The sequence below is a fragment of the Achromobacter arsenitoxydans SY8 genome (assembly GCF_000236785.1).
In the GTDB taxonomy this organism is placed as follows: Bacteria; Pseudomonadota; Gammaproteobacteria; order Burkholderiales; family Burkholderiaceae_B; genus Achromobacter; species Achromobacter arsenitoxydans.
This window is the reverse complement of the sequence record NZ_AGUF01000073.1, coordinates 54,756-78,737: the sequence shown is the minus strand read 5'-3', so window position 1 is coordinate 78,737 and position 23,982 is coordinate 54,756. Positions and strand designations below refer to the sequence as shown.

17 protein-coding genes are annotated in these 23,982 nt (G+C 66.4%); 3 read left to right on the top strand and 14 right to left on the bottom strand.

Annotation, left to right across the window (positions count from 1 at the left end; genetic code table 11):
- Positions 1–75: 75 nt before the first annotated feature.
- From KYC_RS22295 to aptA, 10 genes are all read right to left on the bottom strand, one after another.
- The gene (locus KYC_RS22295; protein WP_008166711.1) at positions 76–2,034 is read right to left on the bottom strand and encodes a DUF945 family protein; all 1,959 of its coding nucleotides are present in this window, start codon (positions 2,032–2,034) and stop codon (positions 76–78) included.
- Between the two features lie 233 nt (positions 2,035–2,267).
- Positions 2,268–3,743, bottom strand: coding sequence for a M81 family metallopeptidase (locus KYC_RS22290; RefSeq protein ID WP_008166710.1), 1,476 nt, complete (start codon positions 3,741–3,743; stop codon positions 2,268–2,270).
- 27 nt (positions 3,744–3,770) lie between these two features.
- Complete coding sequence (locus tag KYC_RS22285; RefSeq protein ID WP_008166709.1) at positions 3,771–5,180, bottom strand: amidase; 1,410 nt, start codon at positions 5,178–5,180, stop codon at positions 3,771–3,773.
- Positions 5,181–5,205: 25 nt separating this feature from the next.
- Complete coding sequence (locus KYC_RS22280) at positions 5,206–6,900, bottom strand: ABC transporter ATP-binding protein (protein WP_008166708.1); 1,695 nt, start codon at positions 6,898–6,900, stop codon at positions 5,206–5,208.
- Between the two features lie 5 nt (positions 6,901–6,905).
- Complete coding sequence (locus KYC_RS22275) at positions 6,906–7,811, bottom strand: ABC transporter permease (RefSeq protein WP_043519096.1); 906 nt, start codon at positions 7,809–7,811, stop codon at positions 6,906–6,908.
- A 10-nt stretch (positions 7,812–7,821) separates the two neighbouring features.
- Positions 7,822–8,763 carry an ABC transporter permease gene (locus KYC_RS22270; protein ID WP_008166706.1) on the bottom strand — a complete coding sequence of 314 codons (942 nt, stop codon included), beginning with the start codon at positions 8,761–8,763 and terminating at the stop codon, positions 7,822–7,824.
- Positions 8,764–8,829: 66 nt separating this feature from the next.
- Positions 8,830–10,395, bottom strand: coding sequence for an ABC transporter substrate-binding protein (locus KYC_RS22265; protein ID WP_008166704.1), 1,566 nt, complete (start codon positions 10,393–10,395; stop codon positions 8,830–8,832).
- 80 nt (positions 10,396–10,475) lie between these two features.
- Entirely contained in the window at positions 10,476–11,984 is a 1,509-nt protein-coding gene (locus KYC_RS22260; protein ID WP_008166702.1) for a M81 family metallopeptidase, read from the bottom strand.
- A gap of 212 nt (positions 11,985–12,196) precedes the next feature.
- Complete coding sequence (locus KYC_RS22255; RefSeq protein ID WP_008166700.1) at positions 12,197–13,690, bottom strand: CoA-acylating methylmalonate-semialdehyde dehydrogenase; 1,494 nt, start codon at positions 13,688–13,690, stop codon at positions 12,197–12,199.
- Positions 13,691–13,797: 107 nt separating this feature from the next.
- Positions 13,798–15,123: an omega-aminotransferase AptA gene (gene aptA / locus KYC_RS22250; RefSeq protein WP_008166698.1), complete on the bottom strand. Its 1,326-nt coding sequence runs from the start codon at positions 15,121–15,123 to the stop codon at positions 13,798–13,800.
- A gap of 159 nt (positions 15,124–15,282) precedes the next feature.
- Here aptA and KYC_RS22245 point away from each other — a divergent pair, with 159 nt between their 5' ends.
- Complete coding sequence (locus KYC_RS22245; protein WP_008166697.1) at positions 15,283–16,701, top strand: aminotransferase-like domain-containing protein; 1,419 nt, start codon at positions 15,283–15,285, stop codon at positions 16,699–16,701.
- A gap of 13 nt (positions 16,702–16,714) precedes the next feature.
- Here the strand turns inward: KYC_RS22245 and KYC_RS22240 are convergent, their stop codons facing one another.
- The 4 genes from KYC_RS22240 to KYC_RS22225 form a co-directional block, all read right to left on the bottom strand.
- A complete protein-coding gene (locus KYC_RS22240; RefSeq protein ID WP_008166695.1) occupies positions 16,715–17,200 on the bottom strand; it encodes a dihydrofolate reductase in 486 nt (161 codons plus the stop codon).
- 63 nt (positions 17,201–17,263) lie between these two features.
- The gene (locus KYC_RS22235; RefSeq protein WP_043519085.1) at positions 17,264–19,327 is read right to left on the bottom strand and encodes a putative bifunctional diguanylate cyclase/phosphodiesterase; all 2,064 of its coding nucleotides are present in this window, start codon (positions 19,325–19,327) and stop codon (positions 17,264–17,266) included.
- Between the two features lie 392 nt (positions 19,328–19,719).
- On the bottom strand, positions 19,720–20,691 hold the full coding sequence (locus KYC_RS22230) for a thymidylate synthase (RefSeq protein WP_008166691.1): 972 nt from the start codon (positions 20,689–20,691) through the stop codon (positions 19,720–19,722).
- Positions 20,692–20,821: 130 nt separating this feature from the next.
- Positions 20,822–21,265 (bottom strand): OsmC family protein, encoded by a 444-nt coding sequence (locus tag KYC_RS22225; protein ID WP_008166689.1) that lies wholly within the window; start codon positions 21,263–21,265, stop codon positions 20,822–20,824.
- Positions 21,266–21,387: 122 nt separating this feature from the next.
- Here KYC_RS22225 and coq7 point away from each other — a divergent pair, with 122 nt between their 5' ends.
- Together coq7 and KYC_RS22215 are read left to right on the top strand one after the other, a co-directional pair.
- Entirely contained in the window at positions 21,388–22,065 is a 678-nt protein-coding gene (gene coq7 / locus KYC_RS22220) for a 2-polyprenyl-3-methyl-6-methoxy-1,4-benzoquinone monooxygenase (protein ID WP_008166687.1), read from the top strand.
- Positions 22,066–22,840: 775 nt separating this feature from the next.
- Positions 22,841–23,947, top strand: coding sequence for an MraY family glycosyltransferase (locus KYC_RS22215; protein ID WP_008166685.1), 1,107 nt, complete (start codon positions 22,841–22,843; stop codon positions 23,945–23,947).
- The last annotated feature ends 35 nt before the right edge of the window (positions 23,948–23,982 follow it).

Below are 23,982 nucleotides of genomic sequence, written 5' to 3'. Positions count from 1 at the left end.
CCCGTCCGGATCCGGACAAAGAAAAAGCCCCCGTCTTCTGTCGACGGGGGCTTTTTTGCTTGGGGCAGCGCCTGCTTACTTGGCGGGCGCCTTGCTGGCCGCGCCGAAGTCTTCGGCGATGCTGATGAACGTATTGAGCAGGATCTGCAGGTTGTCCTTGCCGAGTCCGCCTTCCGCGTTCATGTCCATCTGGAGCACCGCGCGGTTCTTGTCGTCCAGGTAGGCGCGCGTCCAGCGGTATTCCTGATTCCAGGCGTTGATGGCCTTCAGCGTCATCGGCTTCTTGGGGCTGTACGTGGCCGTCATCACCAGGTCCAGGCACTTTTCAGTGAAGTCGTTGCACAGGAATTCCAGGCGCAGGTCGCTGGCGCCAGTGGAGCCCGGGCTCAGGACCAGCACGGGGCCTTCATCGCCGTCGGACTGGGTCACGGTGTAGCCCATGTCGTCGAGCATGTTGGCCACGGACTCCAGGTTGAAGTCCTCCATGACGCCAACCGCAGCCGCCGCGGCGGTTGCGTCCGCGGCGGGCTCGCCTTCGGAGTCCATGCCGGAGAGTTCGTCTTCGTCGTCCATCGAGTCCATGCCGGAAGCGCCCAGCAGGCTGGCGAACAACTCTTCGGCGGGAATCTTCTGGCCGTTCAGGTCGCCCATGCCGTCGGCAAAGGTGAACTTGCCGACGATGTTGTCGCCGTCGTTCTTGCCGACGTTGAGCATTTCAGCCATGCCTGCCATCTGGCGCACCTGTTCGTCGGCTTCGGCGGCGGCCTTGTCGGCGGCCATGCCTTGCGTCTTGATGGCGTACTGCACCATCAGGTCCTGCACCATGGGCTTGGAGATCACCAGCGAGGCGTCGATCCTCTTGATGGCCTGGACGGCGATTTCCTGGGGCGTCAATTCCTTGGCGTTGGCCGGATTGGCCAGGTCCAGCGAGAAGGTCAGCTTGCTTTCGCCCTTGGCCGTCTTCCAGCTCAGGGGCTCGATGCTGAACGACGGATTGCCCGCCAGCACCTTGCCGGCGTTGTCCAGCAGCACCTGGAACTGTTCGTCCTTCAGGCCTTCGTCGTCCGCGCCCAGCATGAGCTCGCGCATGAGCTGGTTGTAGGTGTCGGAAATCTGCTTGACGGCCTGGCCGTCCATCTTGGCCAGCTTGATCACGGCCTGGCCGTTGCCCATCGGCACGTCGTTCGCGGTGATGTCGCCGGTCTGGTAGGACACCTGCGCATTGATCGACTTGTCGTCTTCAGACAGCTTGACGCCATAGGCGAAGTTGTCCAGCGCGACCTTGATCTTTTCTTCAGGGCGCGCCAGTTCGATGCGCTTGACCTTCAGATCCGAATCGCCCATGGAAATGCCGAACTTGCCCATGCGGGTATCGACGCCGATCGTCATGCCGGTCATGGAAAAAAAGCTGGGGCGGCCCTTGCTGGCGTCCACGATCAGCTCGTCGATTACGCCCTGCGCCGTGACGGCCTGCGTGTTGCGATCGAACGTGCCGTTGATCTGCATGCCGCTGAAGTTCACCGTCGCGCCATCGTGCGTGACGAGGACCGGCGCGATCTTTGCCGTCGACGAGGCGACACCGCCGTAGCTGATGATGGCGTCGCTGACCAGGGGCGAAACGTCCTTGGTCAGTTCGAACACCGGCTTGACGTTGTCGGTCTTGGCGAGTTCCGCGTGGACGAAGGCCAGCTTGGGCGCGATGGCGCCGCGCGCCAGCGCGCTCTTGGGGAAGGGGCCGTGCTCGACGGTGGCGTCGAATTCGACCATGCCTGCGGGCAGGTCATCCAGGCCCTTGTCGTTCTTGACGAGCGACACGCCATAACGCGCCTGGGTCGAGAACAGGCTGCGTTCGTACTTGAGCTGATCAATGCGCAGACCGAACAGCGGAGTGAGTTTTGCCAGCTTTTCGTTGGCTTCGGCCAGATGGCGCTGCGAGCTTTCCTCGATGCGCTTGCCGGTGTACCACGAGGCGCCTACCCAGCTTCCCGCTCCCACTATGACCACGCCGAGGGTGATCGCTACGCTCTTTTTCATCGTTCTGCTTATATCGTTGATTATCGAGTCATATCCGGCGGAAGCGGCTGGTTGCGCCGCTGCGCCCTGCTAGGAGGGCGCACCTTCGGGATACGCGTATTCATCGGCCTGTAAGGCCCGCGCCGGAGTATACCGAGACGCGTGTCTCTCTGGACGCGCGCGCAGTTACCGAAGATTTCAAAATGAAAGCCGACGCTTTCGCGCCGGCTTTCATTGTCGACAATGCGCCAGTTTTAAAGGGGATCCAGCGGATAGATGGGGCGCCGCACGTTCTTGAACTCAAGCTGGCCATAGTCGGACGTAGTGACGCCCACGCCCGTGCATTCGATGATCTCGGTGGCCATGTCGGAAAAGCCCGCGCGCCAATGAATGCGGCTCTTGAGCACCACATAGCGCTTCTGCAGGGGATCTATGCCGGCCGACAGCAGGCAGTTGATGTCGAAGGGCTCTTGGTGGCGCGACACCACCACGATCTCGACCCGGCCGGTGTCGATGACGACGGTCAGGCCGGTATCGTTGCGCACGCCGCGGTACATGGGGCCGCGATTCAGGTAGACGCCGTCGAACACCAGCTTGACCCGGCCGGTGACTTCCAGCGGTTCGCTGGGCTCCTTGATGGCGGGCATGGGCAGCTTGCCGCCCAGTTTCAGCGTGATGGCGCTGCCCACGCCGGCGGCTGCCGCTTCCTGTGCCGCCTGCGGATCGCAGATGGCGTAGAACACCACGTTGTCCAGTTCCTGGCGCAGCACTTCGGCCAGCACGGCGGTCGTGTCCATGGTGCCGCCGGAACCGGTGTTGTCGAAGTGGTCCAGCAGCACGACGGGCCCTTGTTCGATCGCCTTGGCGCGCGCGATGGTGGGCGCGAGCGGCTCGGGGTGGAACACCCAGTCGGCGCGGCCGGCCCAGGCGCGTTCGAGCAGTTCGTCGCGGTGCCGCTCGGCGTCGGCCAGGTTGCCGTCCGTACAGACGACGGCGCTCAAACCCGCCTCGCGGATATCCGCATGCGGAAAGCCCACGAAGACCGACGCGGCCAGCACGCCGCCGGCCTCCAGTTCCTTGCAGCGTTCCTGCAGGGGCTTGTTGGGGGCGGCATGCGTGCCCTGGCACATGATGTGCGGCAGCATGGGCTTGTTGGCCCAGGTCATCACGGGCTTGATCTCGCCCTTCAGGGTGCGGACGATGACGTTGGCGGCGCGCACGCCCGCGTCGCGGATATCCACGTGCGGATAGGTGTGGAAGCCGCTGATGACCGTGGCGTTGTCGACGATGTCGTCATAGATGTTGGCGTGCATGTCCAGCGTCACGGCGACGGGCGTCTTGGGGTCGATCTCGCGCAGGCGGCGCAGCAGGTCGCCTTCGGCGTCCTCCACGCCCTCGGCCACCATGGCGCCGTGCAGGTCCAGCAGGATGGCGTCGAAGCCGCCGCGCTTGACTTCGTCCAGGATCAGCGTGCACAGCCGCTCGTGCGTCTCGGCGCTGGCCGGGCCGCTGGGCCAGGATTCCGCGGCCACGGGAACGACCATCTCGGCGCCTTCGCGGCGCGCCACCTCGATGTAGCCGCCCAGGCCGCTGTCCGTGTTTTCGTAGGCCCGGATGGCGCGTTCGCCCGCCAGGATCTCGGGGTTGCCGCGGAAGAAACGTTCAAGCGGGGTCGGCACGGGCGAAAACGTGTTCGTCTCGTGCTTGATCATTGCCAAAAGCCAACGCATGGGAGTTCCTGTGGTTGCCGTGGGAAATCAGTTCGTCTTGGGAGGCTGCGGCCAGGGACGCTGTGCAGGACGCATCCGTTCCCAGGCGTGGGCCACGCGCAGGACGCCCAGGTCGTCGAAGCGCGCGCCGGCGATCTGCAGCCCGATGGGCAGGCCCGCCTTGGTGTAGCCGCAATTGACCGACGCGGCAGGCTGCTCGCTCATGTTGAAGGGCAGCGTGAAGCCGATATGGTGCATCGTGGTGGCGACCTCGTTGGTGGGCGAGGGCCATTCGGCGTTGTAGGCCACCACGGGCGCCACCGGCGACAGCACATAGTCGAACGGGGCGCAGGCCGCGACGGTGCGGGCCCGCACGTTCAGGGTTTCGTAGTAGCTGCGGAAGACGGCCTCGCCGGTCTGGCCGCCGCCGCTTTCGGCCCAGGCGCGGATGAACGGCAGAATCTTTGCGCGGCGTTCCTCGGACAGCGCGCCCAGGTCGACCGCCGACCGGGTGCGCCAGAAGCGGTCCACGCCGTCGAGCATGCCGGGCGTCATCCAGGGCTGCATCGGCGTGACGATGGCGCCCGCGGCCTCGAAAGCGCGCGCGGCGGCTTCCACGGCATCGCGGGTCTCGGGATCCAGCGGCAGCCCGCAGCCCGCGTCCAGCAGCAGGCCGATGCGCAGTCCGCGCACGTCCTGTTCCAGGTTCATCCAGTCGATGTCCTGGAACGGCAGGCTCATGTGGTCACGCGCGTCGGGCTGCGACAGCACGCCCATCATCAGGGCGGCATCGGCGATGTTGCGCGTCATCGGACCGGCGCAGCGGCCCATGAATGGCGGATCAATGGGAATGCGCCCCAGGCTGGGCTTGAGCGTGGCGATGCCGCACCAGGCGGCTGGCAGGCGGACGGAGCCGCCGATGTCGGTGCCGATGTGCAGCGGACCGTAGCCGGCCGCCGCAGCAGCCCCGGCACCGGCGCTGGAACCGCCCGGGTTCTTGGACAGGTCCCAGGGGTTGCGCGTCAGGTCATGGAAGCTGGACAGTCCCGACGACAGCATGCCGTAGTCCGGCATGGTGGTCTTGCCCAGCAGCACGGCGCCGGCTTCGCGCATACGGGCCGCCGGCGGTGCGTCGGCCGCGGCCGGGGTCAGGTCTGCGGCCGCCGTGCCCAGCGGAATGGGCACGCCGCGCGTGGCGATGTTCTCTTTGATGGTGCCGGGCACGCCGTCCAGCGTATAGCCGCCGCAGAATTGCGGCTCGCCCTTCATCCAGCGGGCCTCGGACGCACGGGCCATGGCCAGCGCGCCGTCCGGGTCCAGGGCGTAGGTGGCCTTCAGCTGCGGTTCCCAGCGTTCAATGTGGTCCAGCACGGAGCGCGTGGCTTCCACAGGCGAAAGCGTTTTGCTGCGATAGGCCTGCAGCAGTTCCTGGGCGGACAATTCATGCGGTTGCGGCATTGCGGTTCCAGTAGGTCCGGGAAAGTCAGGGAGCGGAAGCGGCGGGCACCTGCCCGGCCGAGATGGGCCGGAAGTTGCGGAAGTCCCAGTCGCGGCCGGGCGCCGCGTCGATCAGCGCGCGCGTGTATTCGTGGCGGGGCTCGGTCAGCACGGTTTCGGCGGAGCCGGTCTCGACCACCTTGCCGCGCTGCATCACCATGATGGTGTCGCAGATCTGCGCGGCCACGCGCAGGTCGTGCGTGATGAACAGCACGCCCACGCCGGTTCGCTCGCGCACCTGTTCCAGCAGTTCCAGCACCTGGGCCTGCACCGACACGTCCAGCGCGGAGACGGCTTCGTCGGCCACCAGGATTTCCGGGTCCATGACCAGCGCGCGCGCGATGCAGATGCGCTGGCGCTGGCCGCCGGAGAACTGGTGCGGGTAGCGGCGCATGGCGTCGGGGCTCAGACCGACGACGCTCAGCGTTTCGCCAGCGCGCTTTTGCGCCTGTTCCCGCGGCACGCCGAAGTTCAAGAGGCCTTCGATGATGGATTCGCCGACGGTGCGGCGCGGGTTCAGCGAACGGTACGGATCCTGGAACACGATCTGGATGCGGCGTCGTACGGGCCGCAGCGCCGAGCCGGACAGCGTGCTGAGGTCTTCGCCGCCCATCATCATGTGGCCGGCCGAGGGTTCGATGAGGCGCACGATGCAGCGCGCTACCGTGGACTTGCCCGAGCCGGACTCGCCCACGATGCCCAGGATTTCGCCTTTGCGCAGCGTCAGGTTGACGTCCGTGGCGGCGACCACGCTGTGCGCCGCCTTGCGTGAAAACAGCGAGCTCTTGCCGCCATAGGTGCGGCCGAGTCCCTTGACGTGCAGCACGGGTGCGCCTGCGGGCGCGTCGCGGCGCGACGGCACCAGGCTGGGCACGGAAGAGACCAGCCGGCGCGTGTAGGACTGCTTGGGCTCGGCCAGGATTTCATGGCGCGTGCCGCTTTCGATCAGGTCGCCGCGGTTCATGACGACGATGCGGTCGGCGATCTCGGCCACCACGCCGAAGTCGTGCGTGATGAACAGCACGGCGGTCTGGTGCTTGACCTGCAGTTCCTTGATCAGCGCCAGGATCTGCTTTTGCGTGGTGACGTCCAGCGCCGTCGTGGGCTCGTCGGCGATCAGCAGCTTGGGCTCCAGGATCAGCGCCATCGCGATGACGATGCGCTGGCGCTGGCCGCCCGAAAGCTGATGCGGGTAGGCGTCGTAGACGCGTTCGATGTCCGGCAGGTGCACCGACTGGAACATGTCCAGCACCTTGGCGCGGCGCTCGGCCGCCGACATGTTCTTGCGGTGCAGCCGCAGCACTTCGTCGACCTGCTTGCCCACCGTGTGAACGGGGTTCAGCGCGGTCATGGGCTCCTGGAAGACCATGGCCATGCGCGTGGCCCGCATTTCGCGCAGCCGGCGCTGCGTGGCGGTGGCAACGTCTTCGCCCTCGACGCGGATGGAGCCGGCGCTGATGCCCAGGATGCCCTGCGGCAGCAGGCCCATGACGGCCAGCGATGTGACGGACTTGCCCGAACCGGACTCGCCGACGACGCACACCGTTTCGCCGGCGTGCACGTCCAGGCTCAGGTTGCGCACGACGCGATTGCCCGCGCCGGCAACCTCGACCGACAGGTTGCGGATGGCCAGGATGGCGGACGAGGTGTCGCCCGCGGGGGGATTGGGGGTGTAGTTCATCGGCATCAGATCCTACGCACCATTTTCGGGTCCAGCGCGTCGCGCAAGGCGTCGCCCAGGATGTTCACGCTGAGCACGGTCAGCGACAGGAACAGTCCGGGGAAGAGAATCAGGCCGGGCAGCATGCGGAAGTACATGCGGCCTTCGGACATGATGTTGCCCCAGGACGCGATCTCGGGCGGGATGCCCGCGCCCAGGAAGCTCAGGATGGCCTCGGTCAGCATGGCCGACGCGAAGACGTAGGTGCCCTGCACGGTCAGCGGCGCGATGGTGCTGGGCACCATGTGGCGCCACAGCAGCAGCGGCAGGGGCGTGCCCAGCGCCAGCGCGGCCTCGACGTAGGGTTCGCCCCGCACGCTCAGGATCTGGCCGCGCACCAGGCGCACCACGCGGGGAATCTCCGGAATGGTGATGGCCACGAGCACGGTCGTGATGCTGGCGCCGGTGACGGACACCAAGGCGATCGCAAGCAGGATGCCCGGGATGGCCATGATGGCGTCCATGGTCCGCATGATCGGGCCATCCAGCGACCTGAACCATCCGGCGATCACGCCGATGACCAGCCCGATGGCCACGCTGACGACCGCGGCGCCCAGGCCGGCGATGAGCGAGATGCGCGCGCCATAGGCCACGCGCGACCAGACGTCGCGGCCGAAGGCGTCGGTGCCCAGCAGGTAGTCGGTGAACGGCTGCTTAAGGCGCGCGCCCGGGTTGAGGAGGGTAGGGTCCACCGTGCCCAGCAGCGGCGCGAACAGGGCGATCAAGACGATCGCCAAGAGCACCACGAGCGCCAGCATGACGGGCCAGCTCTTGAGCCCAAGGCGGATCTGCCGCCAGGCGGTGACCTGGGGATTGCCGCCTCCGGGGAGGTCGGCGGCCGCTTGCGCGGCGGTATCGGTTGGCGTTTGCATGCTCATGGCGTCAGTACCTGATCCGCGGGTCGAACACCGTGTAGGCGCAATCGACAACTAGATTGATGAACACGTAGACGAACGCGAAGAAGAGCGTCAGGCCCTGGATGACCGGGTAGTCGCGCGCCAGCACGGCCTCCACCACCAGCCGGCCCAGACCGGGGATGTTGAACACCGATTCGGTCACGACCACGCCGCTGATGAGCAGCGCGATGCCCACGCCCACCACCGTCGCGATGGGCACGGCGGCGTTGCGCAGCGCATGGCCAAGCAGCACGCCTGTTTCGCCCAGCCCCTTGGAGCGGGCGGTGCGGATGAAGTCCTCGCCCATGACTTCGATGACGCTGGTGCGGGTGATGCGCGCGATCAGCGCCACGTATACCGTGGACAGCGCCAGCGACGGCAGGATGAGCCGGTGCAGGAACGGCCAGAAGCCTTTTTCGAGCGGGGTGTAGCCCTGCACGTTGAACCAGCCCAGCTTGATGGCGAACGCCCAGATCAGCAGGTAGCCCGTGACGAAAACGGGAACCGAGAATCCCAGCACCGAAAAGCCCATCACGGCGCGGTCCAGCAGCTTGCCTTGCCGCCACGCCGCCAGCACGCCCAGCGGAATGGCGACGATCAGCGTGAAGACCAGGGTCAGCACCGCCAGGCTGAGGGACGGTTCAAGGCGCTGCGCGATCAGCTTGGTGACCGGCACGCCGGACATGAGCGAAGTGCCCAGGTCGCCCTGCAGGAGCTTGCCGCCCCAGATGAAGAACTGCTTGATGACCGGTTGGTCCAGGCCCATTGTCTGGCGTATCTGCACGATACGCTCGGGCGTGGCGCCGTCGCCCGCCATGATGATGGCCGGATCGCCCGGGCTGAAACGCAATATCGCAAAGACCACCACCGCGACCATCACCAGAACGGGTATGGTCGCGAGGAGCCGGCGTGAGACAAATGCCAGCATGTATTTCCCCCAGTACTAGTAGGGCCTGTGCCTGCCGCAGGACGCCGCGCACAGGCCCTTCGCCCATCAAGGGGCCTTTTTGACGTTCCAGAACGCGAAGACCGGCGCGTGGACCAGGCCCGAGAGCTTGGTCGAGTAGACGGTGGGCACGGACATCTGGCCCAGCGGCACGTACAGGCCTTCGTCGATGCCGATGCGCTGCACTTCCTCGGAGATCTTCTTCTGCTCGGCGGGATCGGAGGTGAGCGCCATCTTCGTGCGCAGTTCCTCGATCTGCGGGAACTCGGGCCAGCCGAACCAGGCGTTGTCGCCGTTGGCGGCGGCCGGCGCCGAGCGGACCGGATCCATCACGTCGGTGGCGTACCAGTTGGTGTTGTGGATGTTCCAGCCGCCCTCGGCGGGCGCCGCCTTGGACGCGCGGCGCGTGGCCACGCTCTGCCAGTCCATGGCCGCGAGGTTCACGTTGAAGCCGGCCTTGCGCAGCGCCTGGGCCATCACGACCGGTTGCGCGGACAGGGTGCCCACGTCGGTGGCGTGCATGACGAGGATGGGCGTGTTGTCATAGCCCGCTTCCTTCAGCAGCGCCTTGGCCTTGTCGATGTTCGACGGGACGGTCATGTCCTTGCCGATATCGCTTTCCAGCGGCGTGCCGCAGCCCCACAGCGAAGCGCAGGTCTTCCAGTACTTGGGATTGCCGACCAGCGCCTTCATCACGTCTTCCTGGCCGATCGCGTACATCGCGGCCTGGCGGATCTTCTTGTTGTTGAAGGGCGGGTGCTTGAAGTTGAAGCGGTACATCGTGAAGTAGCCGACCGGACTGAGCGACTCTTCCTTCAGGTCCTTGTTGCCTTCGATCATGGGCAGCAGGTCGTACGGGAACTGCTCGACGAAATCAATCTCGCCGCCGAGCAGCGCGTTGGCGGTGGTCAGGGCGTCGGGCATGACGTCCCATTCGACCTTGTCGACATGCACGACCTTGCCGCCGGCCAGGCCGCTGACGGGCTCTTTGCGCGGCACGTAGTCTGCATTCTTGGCGTAGACGGTCTTCACGCCCGGCTTGAATTCGACGACCTTGAACGGACCCGAGCCGGTCATGTCGGTAATGGGCTTGCCGATGGCCTGTTCCGCGATGCGCTTGGGCATCATGAACGGCGCGGTGCCGGTGGGCTTGGACAGCGCGCGCAGCGCGAGGTCCGTGGGTTCCTTCATGACAATGCGGAAGCTCTTGTCGTCGATGACTTCGATCTTGTCCGTGAACTTGAGCAGCGTGCGGCCCATGCCGTCGCCGGCGGCCCAGCGCTTGATCGACGCGACGCAGTCTTCCGCGGTCACCGGCTTGCCGTCATGCCACTTTTGTCCGGGGCGCAGCGTCATCGTGTAGGTCTTGCCGTCGGGCGAGACCTCCCACTTCTCAAGCATCTGCGGCTGCACCTTGTTGTCGGCGTCGGTGGCCAGCAGCGTGTCGTAGATCATGTAGCCGTGCCACGTCGTGATGTAGGCGGTGGTGGCGTGCGGATCAGTCAGGCGCAGCGGCGAGTGCATCACCGTCTTGATGACGGTCTCGGCGTAGGCGCCGTGAGCCATCGCGAGGGTTGCGCCGGCCAGAGCGGCCGCCCGGACAAACTTGAGCATGTAGTTCCCCTTGAAGCGTAGTGAGCGGCGCAGTGGGCCGCTACGTCGTTAACGCGCCGCGCAAGGGCGGCGCGCGAGGGTCAGGCTGTAGCGGGCCGGCCGTCGAACACCGGTCCGCAAGGCGCCATTCTGATGCCGGGACGCAGCCGTGTCCATGGTTGTTTTGCCGCATCCATGAGCATGGAGCCAGGGGCGGCGCAAACCAGGATCGTCTGCGCGATGGGGGCGAAGTCCGCGCGGAAGTGGGCGGAGCTCTTTACCACCAGAATCGCGGCGCGGGTGGGCTCCACGCCGGCGAAACGGAACATTTCCTGGTCGGCCATCTGCACCTTGTTGGAGGCGACGATGATGCGCACGCCGCCGATGCGCAGGCAGGCGCTGGGGCCCAGGTCCATGTGGAAGCCGCGGTAGAACGCGCCGTGCGTATCGAAGCGTCCGTCGGAGGTCTTTTCGACGACGAATTCGGCGTCGAGCGGTGCGTCATCGGGAATACCCGAGTGTCCACCCAATGCAATCCGTACCTTGTTTCCAGCGCCAGCGCGGTGCGCCGCCAACGCGGCGGCGGGATCGACGATCAGGCCGATGGCGGTGTCGCGCGCATCGTGGCGGATCAGCGCGCGCAGCACGCCCGTGGTGTCGGAGCTGCCGCCAGCGCCGGGGTTGTCCTGGGCGTCCGCGATGACGACGGGACGCGACGCATCGCGCGCCAGCCGCAAGGCTTCCTGCACCGCCTCGTCCGGCGTGTACAGCTTGCCGCCGAAATCGCGTTCCGCATTCAGGACGGCGCGCGCCAATTCATCGGCGGCCGCGTCGGCGTCGGCCTGTGTCATGCCATAGGCCCACACGGTGGGCGCGCATTCGGGAAAGTCCGCAGCCGGAAAGCCGGTCGCGAACGACAGGCTGGCCGCGCCGCGCGCTTCGATTTGACCCACAAGCTGATACAGGCTGAGCGCGGGCTCGATGTCGGTGGACTGCCAGCACAGCGGAATCAGGAAGGGCAGGGTGCGCAAGGCGGCATAGTGGCGCGGCATGCCGGCTAGCCGCTGCGACAGCAGGCCGGCGGCGCGCTGGCCGGTTTCGGCCATGTCGATGTGGGGATAGGTGCGGTAACAGACCAGCGCATCGGCGTGGCGCACCATGGCGCGCGTGACGTTGGCGTGCAGGTCCAGGCTGGCGACGATGGGCACCGTCGGCCCCACGAGTTCGCGCACGCGCTTGAGCAGTTCGCCCTCGCCATCGTCCAGGTGTTCGGTGACCATGGCGCCGTGCAGGTCCAGGTACACGCCGTCCAGCGGCATGGCTTTCGACAGGCCCCGCAGGATCATCTCGCTGATGCGCTCGAACGCATCCCGGGTGACGTGGCCGGAAGGACTTGCCGCGGCCCATGTCGTGGGCAGCAGCGTGTGCTGGCTCATGGCCTCAATAAAGCCCGCGACGGGAATATTCGCGCCCGCCACCGCCTGGAACATCGCCGGCCCGCTGACCAGCTTCGGCCAGCCCCCGCCCTTCTCCGCAAAATCTTCCCACGCCGCGCGCGACGGCGCGAACGTATTGGTCTCATGCTGAAAGCCGCCGATCCCGATGCGCATCAGGATTCCCCCTGTAGTCTGATGTCCAGAGCGCGGCAAGCGCCGCGCCTGCTTCAATTCCTAAAGGCGCAACCATTGTCTGCATCGCGCCAGACGAGGCAAAGCGCCCAAACCAGGCAATACCATCCCAAGCCGGGTCGCGCGGATCCGGCTCCGCCGGTCCGCAGCGACGCCCCCCTGGGGGGGAAGCGCGCAGCGCTTCGGGGGGGGGATTACTTAGCGACAGGCATCGTGAATTCGGCGCCCTTGCCGATGCTGTCGGGCCAGCGCTGCATCACGCTCTTGTAGCGCGAGTAGAAGCGGATGCCTTCTTCGCCGTACGCATGATGGTCGCCGAACAGCGAACGCTTCCAGCCGCCGAAGGAATGCCAGGCCATGGGCACCGGGATCGGCACGTTGATGCCGACCATGCCCACCTTGATCTGGCGGGCAAACGCGCGCGCCACGCCGCCGTCGGACGTGAAGCAGGCGACGCCGTTGCCGAATTCGTGCGCATTGATCAGGTCGACCGCGCTGGCGAAATCAGGCACGCGCACGATGCACAGCACCGGCCCGAAGATTTCTTCGCGGTAGATGTTCATGGCGGGCTTCACGTTGTCGAACAGCGTGCCGCCCAGGAAGAAGCCCTTTTCGTTGCCCGGCACCTTGAGGCTGCGGCCGTCCACGACCAGGCCTGCGCCGCTGGCGATGCCGTCCTCGATGTAGCCCAGCACCTTCTTGCGGTGCTGCGCGGTCACCAGCGGACCCATCTCGGCGTCCGGCTGCATGCCGTCCTTGACGATCAGCGCCTTGACGCGCGGCGTGAGGCGTTCGACGACCTTGTCGGCCACGTCGCCCACCGCCACGGCCACCGAGATGGCCATGCAGCGCTCGCCCGCGGAGCCATAGGCCGCGCCCATCAGCGCGTCGGTGACCTGGTCCAGGTCGGCGTCAGGCATGACCACGAGGTGGTTCTTGGCGCCGCCCAGGGCCTGCACGCGCTTGCCGCGCTTGGTGCCTTCGGCGTAGATGTATTCCGCGATCGGCGTGGACCCAACAAAGGACAGCGCCTCGACGTCGGGGTGCGCGATCAGCGCGTCCACGGCGAGCTTGTCGCCATGCACGACGTTGAAGACGCCCGGAGGCAGTCCGGCTTCGGTCAGCAGCTCCGCCAGGCGCAGCGATGCGGAGGGATCGCGTTCGGACGGCTTGAGGATGAAGGTGTTGCCGCAGGCGATGGCCACCGGGAACATCCAGCACGGGACCATCATCGGGAAGTTGAACGGCGTGATGCCGGCGACCACGCCCAGGGCCTGGCGCATGCTCCAGTTGTCGATGCCGCCGCCGATCTGGTCGGAATACTGGCCCTTGAGCAGTTGCGGAATGCCGCAGGCGAATTCGACGATCTCGATGCCGCGCGTCACTTCGCCTTTGGCGTCCGAAAACACCTTGCCGTGTTCGCGGGTGATCAGTTCAGCAAGCTCGTCCTGGTGCTTGTCCAGCAGCGCCTTGAAGTTGAACAGGATGCGGGCGCGCTTGAGCGCGGGGGTTTCGGACCAGGCGGGGAAAGCGGCCTTGGCGGCGGCGACGGCCAGGTCGACATCTTCCTGGGAGGCCAGCGGCACCGACGTGCAGATTTCGCCGGTGGCGGGATTGAAGCCGTCCGCGTAGCGGCTGCTGCCGCCTTCGTAGGGTTGGCCGTTAATGAAATGGGGGATCTTCTTCATGGATGCAAGGCTCATTGCTGGAATTCGTCAAAAACGCCGGCGGGCGGCCACAGGCCGCCCGTGCGCGGCGCCGGCGCGATGCGCGCGCGGCGCCGCGCGGGGATGGATCAGGCTACCTCTTTCAGGACCTTGCCGATCTGCTCGAAGATCTGGCCGATCTGGGCCTCGTCGATGATCAGCGGCGGCGACACGGCGATGATATCGCCCGTGTAGCGCACCATCAGGCCGCTGTCGAAGCACTTCTGGAACACCTCGGCGGCGCGGGCGCCGGGCGCGCCGGCGCGCGGCGCCAGCTCAATGCCCGACACCAGGCCCAGGTTGCGCACGTCGATGACGTGAGGGGCGCCCTTCAGGCTGTGCGCGGCGTCCTGGAATGCCGTGGACAGCTTGCGTGCGCGTCCGAAGAGGTCTTCGCGGCGATAGATGTCCAGCGTCGCCAGGATGGCGGCGGCGGCCAGGGGGTGCGCCGAATAGGTGTAGCCGTGGAAGAATTCGATGCCGCCCGCTGGGCCGTTGACGATGGCGTCGTGCACTTCGCGCTTGACGGCGACCGCGCCGGCCGGGACGGCGGCGTTGCTGACGCCCTTGGCCATGGCGATGATGTCCGGCGTCACGCCGAAGAATTCGGAGGCGGTAGCGGCGCCCAGGCGGCCGTAGGCGGTGATCACTTCGTCGAAGATCAGCAGAATGCCGTGCTTGGCGGTGATTTCGCGCAGCTTTTCCAGATAGCCCTTGGGCGGGATCAGCACGCCGGTGGACCCGGCCATCGGTTCGACGATCACGGCGGCGATGGTGGAGGCGTCGTGCAGGGCGATGATGCGCTCGAGCTCGTCGGCCAGGTGCGCGCCCCAGACGGGCTGGCCCTTCGAATAGGCGTTCTGCTCCAGGTTGTGCGTGTGGGGCAGGTGGTCCACGGCCGGCAGCAGCGCGCCGGAGAAGGTCTTGCGGTTGGTCGAGATCCCGCCGACCGAGATCCCGCCGAACCCCACGCCGTGATAGCCGCGCTCGCGGCCGATCAGGCGGGTGCGCTGGCCCTCGCCGCGTGCGCGGTGGTAGGCCAGGGCGATCTTCAGCGTCGTGTCGACGGATTCGGACCCGGAATTCGTGAAGAACACGCGGTCCAGCCCCTGCGGCATCAAGCCCGCGACCGCGGTGGCGGCCTCGAAGGCCAGCGGATGGCCAAGCTGGAAGCCCGGCGCGTAGTCCATGACGCCAGCCTGGCGGGAGATCGCCTCGACGATTTCTTCGCGGCCATGCCCGGCGTTCACGCACCACAGGCCTGCCGTGCCGTCCAGGATCTGCCGGCCGTCGGTGGAGGTGTAGTACATGCCTTTGGCCGTCGCCAGCATGCGCGGGTGGGCCTTGAACTGCTTATTGGCAGTGAAGGGCATCCAGAGATGGGACAGGTCGGGCAACTGGGCGGGGGCGTTCATGGTGACTCCAGGGGATGGACAACCGCCGGATGTCGCGAAAGGCGCGGAGCCAGCGGGATTCGGACGATTCTGGAACGTCCCGCAGGGAATGAAAATATACAATCCGCGCATTTGCCGCTAACTGTATAGTTATGGGCGCCGCAACTGTACAGTTACCCTGTGATTGATTTCCAGCCCATCCGCGCCCGCGGTCCCGCGCCAACCCTCGTCGAGCAGCTGGTGGCGGCCATCCTGCGCGCCATCGAAGAACAGACCTTGCGTCCGGGTATGTCCCTACCCTCGGTGCGCGAGTTCGCGCGCCAATACGGCGTCAGCACCTTTACCGTGGCCAGCGCCTACAGCCGGCTGGTGTCCCAGGGGTGGCTGGCGGCGCGGCCGGGGGCGGGGTACCGGGTCGCGTCGCCCGATGCTCCTGCGCGCCGGATCGAGCCGCCGTCCTGGGAGCCGCCGCGGCTCAACGCCGGTTGGCTGCTGTCGGACATCTTCGCGGACCATTCCATCCCCATCAAATCGGGATGCGGCTGGCTGCCGGGCGAATGGCTGAACGAAGAGGGGCTGCACCTTGCGCTGCGCCACATGGGGCGCGTGCCGGCGATGCGCATCGCCAATTACGGGCATCCGTACGGCTACGCGCCGCTGCGCGAAACCATCGCGGCCAGCCTGAGCGCGCAGGGCATGGAAGTCGAGGCCTCGCAGGTGCTGCTGACGCAGGGCGTGTCCCATGGGCTGGACACCGTGATCCGGACGCTGCTGCGGCCCGGCGACTGCGTGGTGGTGGAGCAGCCTGCGTACGCCAATCTGCTGCAGATGCTGCGCCTGGCCGGCCTGCGGGTCATCGCGGTGCCGCGGACCGTGGACGGGCTGGACTGCGACGCGCTGGAGCGCGCGGCGGCCCAGCACCGGCCCCGCGCGCTATTCATCAACACCGCGCTGCAGAATCCCTCTGGCGCCAGCATCGGCATGGCCAACGCGTTCCGCATCCTGCAGACGGCCGAACGGCACGGTCTGTGGGTCGTGGAAGACGACATCTCGCGCGAGCTGGCGCAGGGCGTGACGCCGATGCTGGCGGCGCTGGACGGGGCGCGCCGCGTCGTCTACCTGGGCGGCTATTCGAAGGTCATCAGTCCGTCGGTGCGGGTGGGCTACGTGGTGGCGCACCGCGATCTGGTGCGCGACATTGCGCGCACCAAGATGGCGGTCGGCCTGACCTCGCCCGAGATCATGGAACGCATCGTGCACCAGGTCATCCGCGAGGGCCGCTACCGCGCCCACATTGCGCGCACCCGCGAGCGGCTGGCCGAGGCCCATGCCAGCGTGGCGGAACTGATGCGCCAGCACGGGTTCGACATCTACGGCCGGCCCCTGGGCGGATTGTTCCTGTGGGCCAAGGTGGCGGGGCAGTGGCGCGAGCGCGGCGCCAATGGCCTGGCGGAGCTGGCGCTCAAGGACGGAATCTGGCTGGCGCCCGGCTCCTACTTCGAGGCGGACGAGGCCGATACGCCCTGGGTGCGCTTTAACGTGGCGTACTCGGCGGCGCCGGCGCTGTGGCGCTTCATGCGCAACGCGGGCGCCGCCTAGTTCGCCAGGCGCGCTAGGCGCGCTCGTAAGTGACGAAGTCGTAGTCGTAGCCGTTTTCGGCAGGCTGCGGCGCGCGCGCCGTCTCCTTCCATTGGAACGACGGCAGAAGCGGGAAGAAGGCGTCGCCGTCGACCTCGGCATGGACTTCGGTGGCCAGCACGCGCCTGGCCACAGACAAGGCTTGCGCGTAGATCTGCGCGCCGCCGATCACGAAAGCTTCCTCCACATCGCCGCAGGCGGCCACGGCCGCTTCCAGCGTGGGCGCCAGCAGCGCGCCGGCGGCGCTGAATCCGGGATTGTGGCTGATGACGATGTTGCTGCGGCCGGGCAGCGGGCGGCCAAGCGAATCCCAGGTCTTGCGGCCCATGATGATGGGATGGCCCAGCGTGCTGCGCTTGAAATGCGCCAGATCGCCCGGCAGCTTCCAGGGCAGGGCATTGTCGCGTCCGATGACGCGGTTGGTGGAATAGGCGACGATCAGGGTAAGGCTGGCGGTCATGCGTGCGTGGAACGGTAGGGGTTGGACGCCGTAAGCGTAGCAAATTGCGCCGGCCCTGGCCGCTCAGTTCACGGCGTGCTCGAGGAATTCGGAGGCGGGCATCGGCTTGCCCAGCAGGAAGCCCTGTAGCGAGTCGCAGCCCAGCCCCGTCAGGAATTTCTGCTGGGCGGTCGTTTCCACGCCTTCGGCCACGATGCGCAGGTTCAACTGCTGCGCCAGCGCCACGATGGCCGATACGATGGCCGCGTCCTCGTTGTCGTTGTCGAGCTGGTTCACGAATCCGCGGTCGATCTTCAGTTCGGTGGCGGGCAGCCGCTTCAGGTAAAGCAGACTTGAATAGCCCGTTCCGAAATCATCAATGGAGATGGTGACGCCCAACGCGGACAGACGCTTGAGCACCGTGAGGCTGGCTTCCGCATCGCGCATGGCGGTGGATTCCGTCACTTCCAGGGTCAGGCATGCCGGCGGGACATCGTGGCGCGCCAGCGCGGCGCGCACGGTCTCCACCAGGCTGGCGTGGGCGAACTGCAGCGCCGAGATGTTCACGGCGATGGTCCAGTGCCCCTGGCCGGCATTGATCCATTCCCGCATCTGGCGGCAGGCTTCGTTGATGACCCATTCTCCGATGGACAGGATCAGCCCGGTCTTTTCCGCCGTGGGAATGAACAGGTCCGGGCCCACCAGGCCGCGCGTGGGATGGTTCCAGCGCAGCAGCGCCTCGGCGCCGCGGATCGGGCCGGCGGGCGCCTCGTACTTGGGCTGGTAGTGCAGGACGAACTGGCCGCGTTCCTGCGCCAGGCGCAGGTCGTGCAGGAGCTCGATCTGTTCGTGCGCGTCAGCGTTCATCGACGGCTCGAAGAAGCTGTAGCCGGTGCCGCCCAGGCGCTTGGCGTGATACATGGCGGCGTCGGCGTTGGTCAGCAGGGCGTGGGTGTCCTCGCCGTCGTTCGGATAGACGGCGATGCCTACGCTCGACGTCACCAGGACCTCGTGTCCGTAGACCATGACGGGGCGGGCGATCGCGTCGATCAGGCGGTCGGCCACGTTGGCCGCGTCGGTGGGTTCGATGACTTCGCTCAGGACGATGAACTCGTCGCCGCCCAGGCGGGCGACCGTGTCCTGGGTGCGCAGCGCCTGGCGGATGCGCTGGGCCAGGTCGATCAGCAGCGCGTCGCCGGTGTGGTGGCCATAGGCGTCGTTGACCGCCTTGAATCCGTCCAGGTCGAAGAACAGCACGGCGAAGTAGCCCTTGCGGCGGCTGGCGCTTTCGATGGCTTGTTCCATCCGGTCTTCGAGCAGGATCCGGTTGGGCAGCTTGGTCAGAGTGTCGTGCAGGGCCAGTTGCACCAGCTCTTCGTTGGCCTCCGCCAGCGAAGAGGCGAGGGCGGACGTGCGGGCTTCCAGCCGGTTGTCCAGCACCGCGACGACCAGGGCGATGGCCAGCACGCTCAGCGTCACCGCCGTTACCGCAATCGCCAGCCAGCCGGCGGAAATGCCGGCGTCGGCGGCCATGCAGATGCTGCCGGCGGGAAAGCCGGCGGCCTCCATGCCCGTGTAGTGCATGCCGACGATGGCCAGCCCCATGACGCCTGCGGCCAGCGGACGCGACAGCGCCACGCGCGGCCCGTCGTGACGCAGCCGGTAGGTGATCCACAGCGCCGCGCCCGAGGCCGCCACCGCGATGGCGATGGACAGCGCAAACCAGACGGGGTCGTATTGGATGCCCGGCGCCATGCGCATGGCGGCCATGCCGATGTAGTGCATGGCCGCGATCCCGGCCCCCATCAGGAGCGCCGCCGCGGCCAGACGGCCCCAGGGAAGCTCGTCTTTGCAGACGATCCACAGGGCAAAGGCCGAGCAGCCGATGGCGATGGCCAGGGATAGGGCGGTCAGCGGCAGGTCGTAGCCCATGGCTATGGGCAGGCTGAATGCGAGCATGCCCACGAAATGCATGGACCAGATCCCGACGCCCATGGCGAATGCGCCGCCAGCCAGCCAATACTTCGCGGCAGGCAGCCCGCTCGCGGCCCTGACGCGGTTGGCCATGCCCAGCGCCGTGTATGACGCCAGGATGGCGACCCCTAGGGATACGAGGACGAGCGAAGGGTTATAAGTTCCAACGAGCATTTGTGGTGTCCTGTCCTAAGCGCATACAGCCGCCGCTCGGGCGCGAATTTAATTCAATTGGTAGTCAACAGTTGCATTCCGGTCGCAAGGAGGATCCTGCTCTCAACGCTGGCTGTTCTCACACTCTCTTTTCTGGGGATTGGGGGATGCGGCAGTGCGGCGCCAGCGGTCGGCGCTGTTCGGGCGAGCGGCGGACGCGGCGCCAGTCGGGGCGCCCGGCTGCAACCGGGCGCGCGCCATGCTGGACGCGCGTCCGTGGCTAAGGGATGGGTTATACCGAAATCGGGCTTCCAGAAGCTCACCAATCTTCACCTGCGGTCGGGCGGGCAAGGAGTTCGCGGCCGGGCTGACACCCGGGCAGCTGGCGCCGGCCGCTGCCGGCCGGCGGCTGTCTAGACGGCCATCGCCGCGGTCAGGGGGGCGTGGTGCGTATAGCCGGAGAGCGAGAAATCGCCCGGTTCCACCTTTTCCAGCCACTCGGGCTCGTATTTGCCCGTGACGGCGTAGTCTGGGATGCGGTCCGACAGGACCAGTTGCGGGGCCTCGTAGGGCTCGCGGGTCAGTTGCTCGCGCAGCATCGGCAGGTGGTTCTCGTAGATGTGCGCATCGCCGATGAAGTAGGTGAACCAGCGCGGCGTATAGCCGGTCAGGCGGCCCACAAGGTGCAGCAGCGCCGCCCCTTCGGTCAGGTTGAACGGCGTGCCCAGGCCCACATCGTTGGAGCGGATGTACAGGCACAGCGAGATTTCGCGGGTCGTCGCATTGGGCAGGAACTGGTACAGCAGATGGCAGGGGGGCAGCGCCATTTCCTCGATCTGGGCCCAGTTCCAGCCGTGGAACAGGATGCGGCGGTCGCCCGGGCGCTCGTGGATGGTGTCCAGGCACTGGCGCAACTGGTCCACGGCCTTGTACAGCAGCACCTTGGGCTGGCCGCCTTCTTCGAGTTCGGCCACCTTGGCATAGCCCCGCGACAGGGCGTCTTCGATCTGCGCCGGGCGGTTGGCGTCCAGCATCTTGTACGCCGGCCACTGGCGCCATTGCACGCCGTAGACGGGGCCCAGGTCGTCCGGGCCTTCGCGATAGGGGTTGGCCAGCCACTGGGCGTTTTCGTTCGCGTTCTGGTCCCAGACCTTGCAGCCCAGCTCACGGAATTCCGCAGCGCTGCGCGAGGCGCGCATGAAGCCCACCAGCTCTCCGATGGCGGATTTGAACGCCAGCTTCTTGGTGGTGACGGCGGGGAAGCCTTTCTGCAGGTCAAAGCGCAGCGAGGCGCCCGGCATGCTCAGGGTGCGTATGCCGGTACGGTTTTCCTGCCAGGCGCCGGTGTCGAGAATGGATTGAACGAGGTCCAGGTATTGTTTCATGGCGGTCCTTGTGCTCGCCCGCCCGGCGGGTGACGCAAACTGGCCGCCGCGAACCGGTCGCGGCGGCGCCTATATAGGTGAAGGCTGAGGCCGAATTACATCATGCCGCGATCGCTGTTGCAGCCTTGGCTCAGGCGGCGGCGGTGGCTTCCTGGGTATCGACGATGTCGACCGAGAACGTCATCGCGGCGGTTTTCTCCAGCATGGCCGAGGCCGAGCAGTATTTTTCGTGGGAAAGCTGCACCGCGCGTTCGACCGCGGCGCGCGGCAGGTTGCGGCCGGTGACGGTGAAGGCGAAATGGATGCGCGTGAAGACCTTGGGGTCGGCGTCGGCGCGGTCGGCCTGCAGCTTGACGCTGCAGCCGGTGACCGCGTGGCGGCCGCGCTTGAGGATCAGCACCACGTCATAGGCCGTGCAGCCGCCAGTGCCAGCCAGCAGCATTTCCATCGGGCGGGGGGCCAGGTTGTGTCCGCCGCCGTCCACGGCGCCATCCATCACGGCCACGTGGCCGCTGCCGGTGCTGGCGGTAAAGAGCATGCCGTTGGGGCCGCCCCAGTCGATCGTGCATTCCATTTTGTTGTGTCCTTGAGCTTGAGCGCAGTCAATGGCTGATGATACCTGTTGCGTACAATCCCGGGCACGAGAGTCCCGCCCCGCAACAGGGGCGTATGCGCCTGTTCCGTCAAGGAGTTGCCATGTCCACCACGCTGCCTAGATCCGGCCCCGTTTCATTTTCACGCCGCTCCGGCCCGCTGGATGCCTTGCTCGCCGAGGCCGACCGCGCACTGCGGGTCTTGTCGGGCAGCGCCAGCGCCGGCCGGCCCTATCCGGCGACCGCCGAAGAATTGCCCCAGGCAATGTCGGCGCAGGAAAAGCGCCACGCCGCGGGGCTTATGCGCGTCAATCACGTGGGAGAAGTCTGCGCCCAGGCGCTGTACCGGGGACAGGCATCGGTCTGCCGCGAGCCCGCGCCGCGCGCGCTGCTGCTCAACGCCGCAGCCGAAGAAGTCGACCATCTGGTCTGGTGCAACCATCGCCTGACTGAACTGGGCAGTCGGCCCAGCCTGCTGAATCCGCTCTGGTACGCGGGTTCGTTCGCGCTGGGCGTCATGGCGAGTGTTGCGGGCGTGCCGCGCAATCTCGGTTTCATGGCAGAAACCGAAAAGCAGGTCGAGGCCCACCTCGAAGAACATTTACGCACCTTGCCGGTGCAAGACGAGCGTTCGCGCCAGATCGTGCAAAAGATGAAGGACGACGAGGCCCAGCACCGCGCCAGCGCCGAGGAAGCGGGGGGCGTTCCCTTGCCTGCGCCCGTGAAAACGGCCATGCGCGCGATGTCCAAGGTCATGACGAGCACGGCCTACTGGATCTGAATTCGGGGTTTGCCGAAATGTTGCAATGCGCAAAATCGGCCGCATCCTGGTGCTTGACGCACCGTTTCGGTGCAAAAGCCAGGGTGGGAATACCCGCTGTCGTCTAGGGTAAATCCGCAACGGGTAAACCCCTTCGGCAAAAACCCGCTTTTCTTTAAGGTCATTGATTGGCGCGGCTTTCCCAGGGGTGCGGCGAAAATTTGCAGCAAAAATGCAACGCCCGGCAGGGCTCAAAAAAGAGATCAAAAAAAATCTTGCATCGCACAAAAAACGTGGGTACTATTCAGTCATCGGATGTTGAAACGCAGACGGCGCGGTGAAAACCCCGGAAGCGCAGCGAGCAGAAGGCCAGCTCCCAACATGCCACGGTTGTCTCCTCCACCCTCCTCCTTTGGTGGATTTAGCCCGAGATCTCACGATCTCGGGCTTTTTTTTGTCCTCAATCGTTGCGTCCCTATTTTGTAAGAGAGCATTGGCGATCCCTGAGGTTCCTCATCGCCGAACGGCCGTCCTGTCTTCGCGTTTTCCCTGAGATATTTCGCGTTGCCCGGGGCGGAACGCTCTACAATCGTCTGATGAAACCTGTACAGCCGCGCGCCTGCGGCGCCGTCGCGACGATGCCCTCCAAACACATGCGGGGCGGATGCGCCGCCCGTCTGGCCGCGTTACGTTCTGTGCCGCGGGTTTGCACTTCCTTATTCCTCCCATATATGGGCGTTACACCTGCCTCCGATAATGGCGGGCCTGTCTCGATAGACCAACCAGAGGTGATCCAGTGACCTGGCTGTACATATGCGTGGTCGCGTTCATGGTGGGGGGACTCATCGTGGCGTCCGAACGCTGGCATGGCGCTTTTACCGGCGATAGCGACCTTAATAAGCCCCAGGCCAACCATTCCCGCGCGACTCCTCGCGTCGGCGGTCTGGCGGTGCTCGCCGGCACGCTGGCCGGCCTGCTGGTGCTCGGCCCCAGCAACATGACCCTGACCTGGCTTTGGCCCGCGCTGTTCGTCGCGGCGCTTCCCGTATTCGTGGCCGGCCTGCTTGAAGACATCACCAAGGACATCGGCGCCAGCAAGCGCCTGCTGGCGGCGTTCCTGTCCGCGGCCATCGCTTGGTGGCTGCTGGGCGGTGTCAGCCGCGTCGGCATGGCCCCCGTTGATTACGTGCTTTCTTTCTGGCCGGTTTCGCTGCTGTTCACCATGTTCGCGGTGGGCGGCTGCACGCACGCGCTGAACATTGTCGACGGCATGAACGGCCTGGCCGGCATGGTCGCCACCCTGATGGCCGTGTCGATCAGCCTGGTGGCCCTGCAGGTGGGCGACGTGCCGATCTTCCTGGTGGCGGCGGCGCTGGCTTCGGCCACGCTGGGCTTCCTGGTCTGGAACTTCCCCTTCGGGCGCGTGTTCCTGGGCGACGGCGGCGCATATTTCCTGGGCTTCATGCTGGCCGAACTGGCGGTGCTGCTGGTCGTGCGCAACCCGTCGGTGTCGCCGTTCTACGCGCTGGCGGTGCTGTTCTACCCCGTCTTCGAAACCGGGTTCTCCATCTGGCGCCGCCGCTTCAAGCGCGGCGTGCCGGTGGACCAGCCGGACGCGCTGCACCTGCACCAGCTGGTGTTCCGCCGCCTGGTCCGCGTGACGTTCAGCCGTGGCCGGCGCCATGCCGTGCCCGCGTTGTGCAACGCGCTGGCGTCCCCATATATGTGGGTGCTGGCGCTGATCGGCCTGGTGCCCGCGACCATCTGGTGGGACAACGCCTGGGCCTTGAGCGCCAGCCTGGTTGTGTTCGCCAGCGTCTACATCTGGCTGTATGCGCGCCTGGTGTCCTGGCGCCGCCCGGGATGGCTGCTGCTGCCTTCCGTCTTGCGAACCACAGAATAGTTTGAGTGCCCCGGCGATCTCCGCCGGGGGCTCGG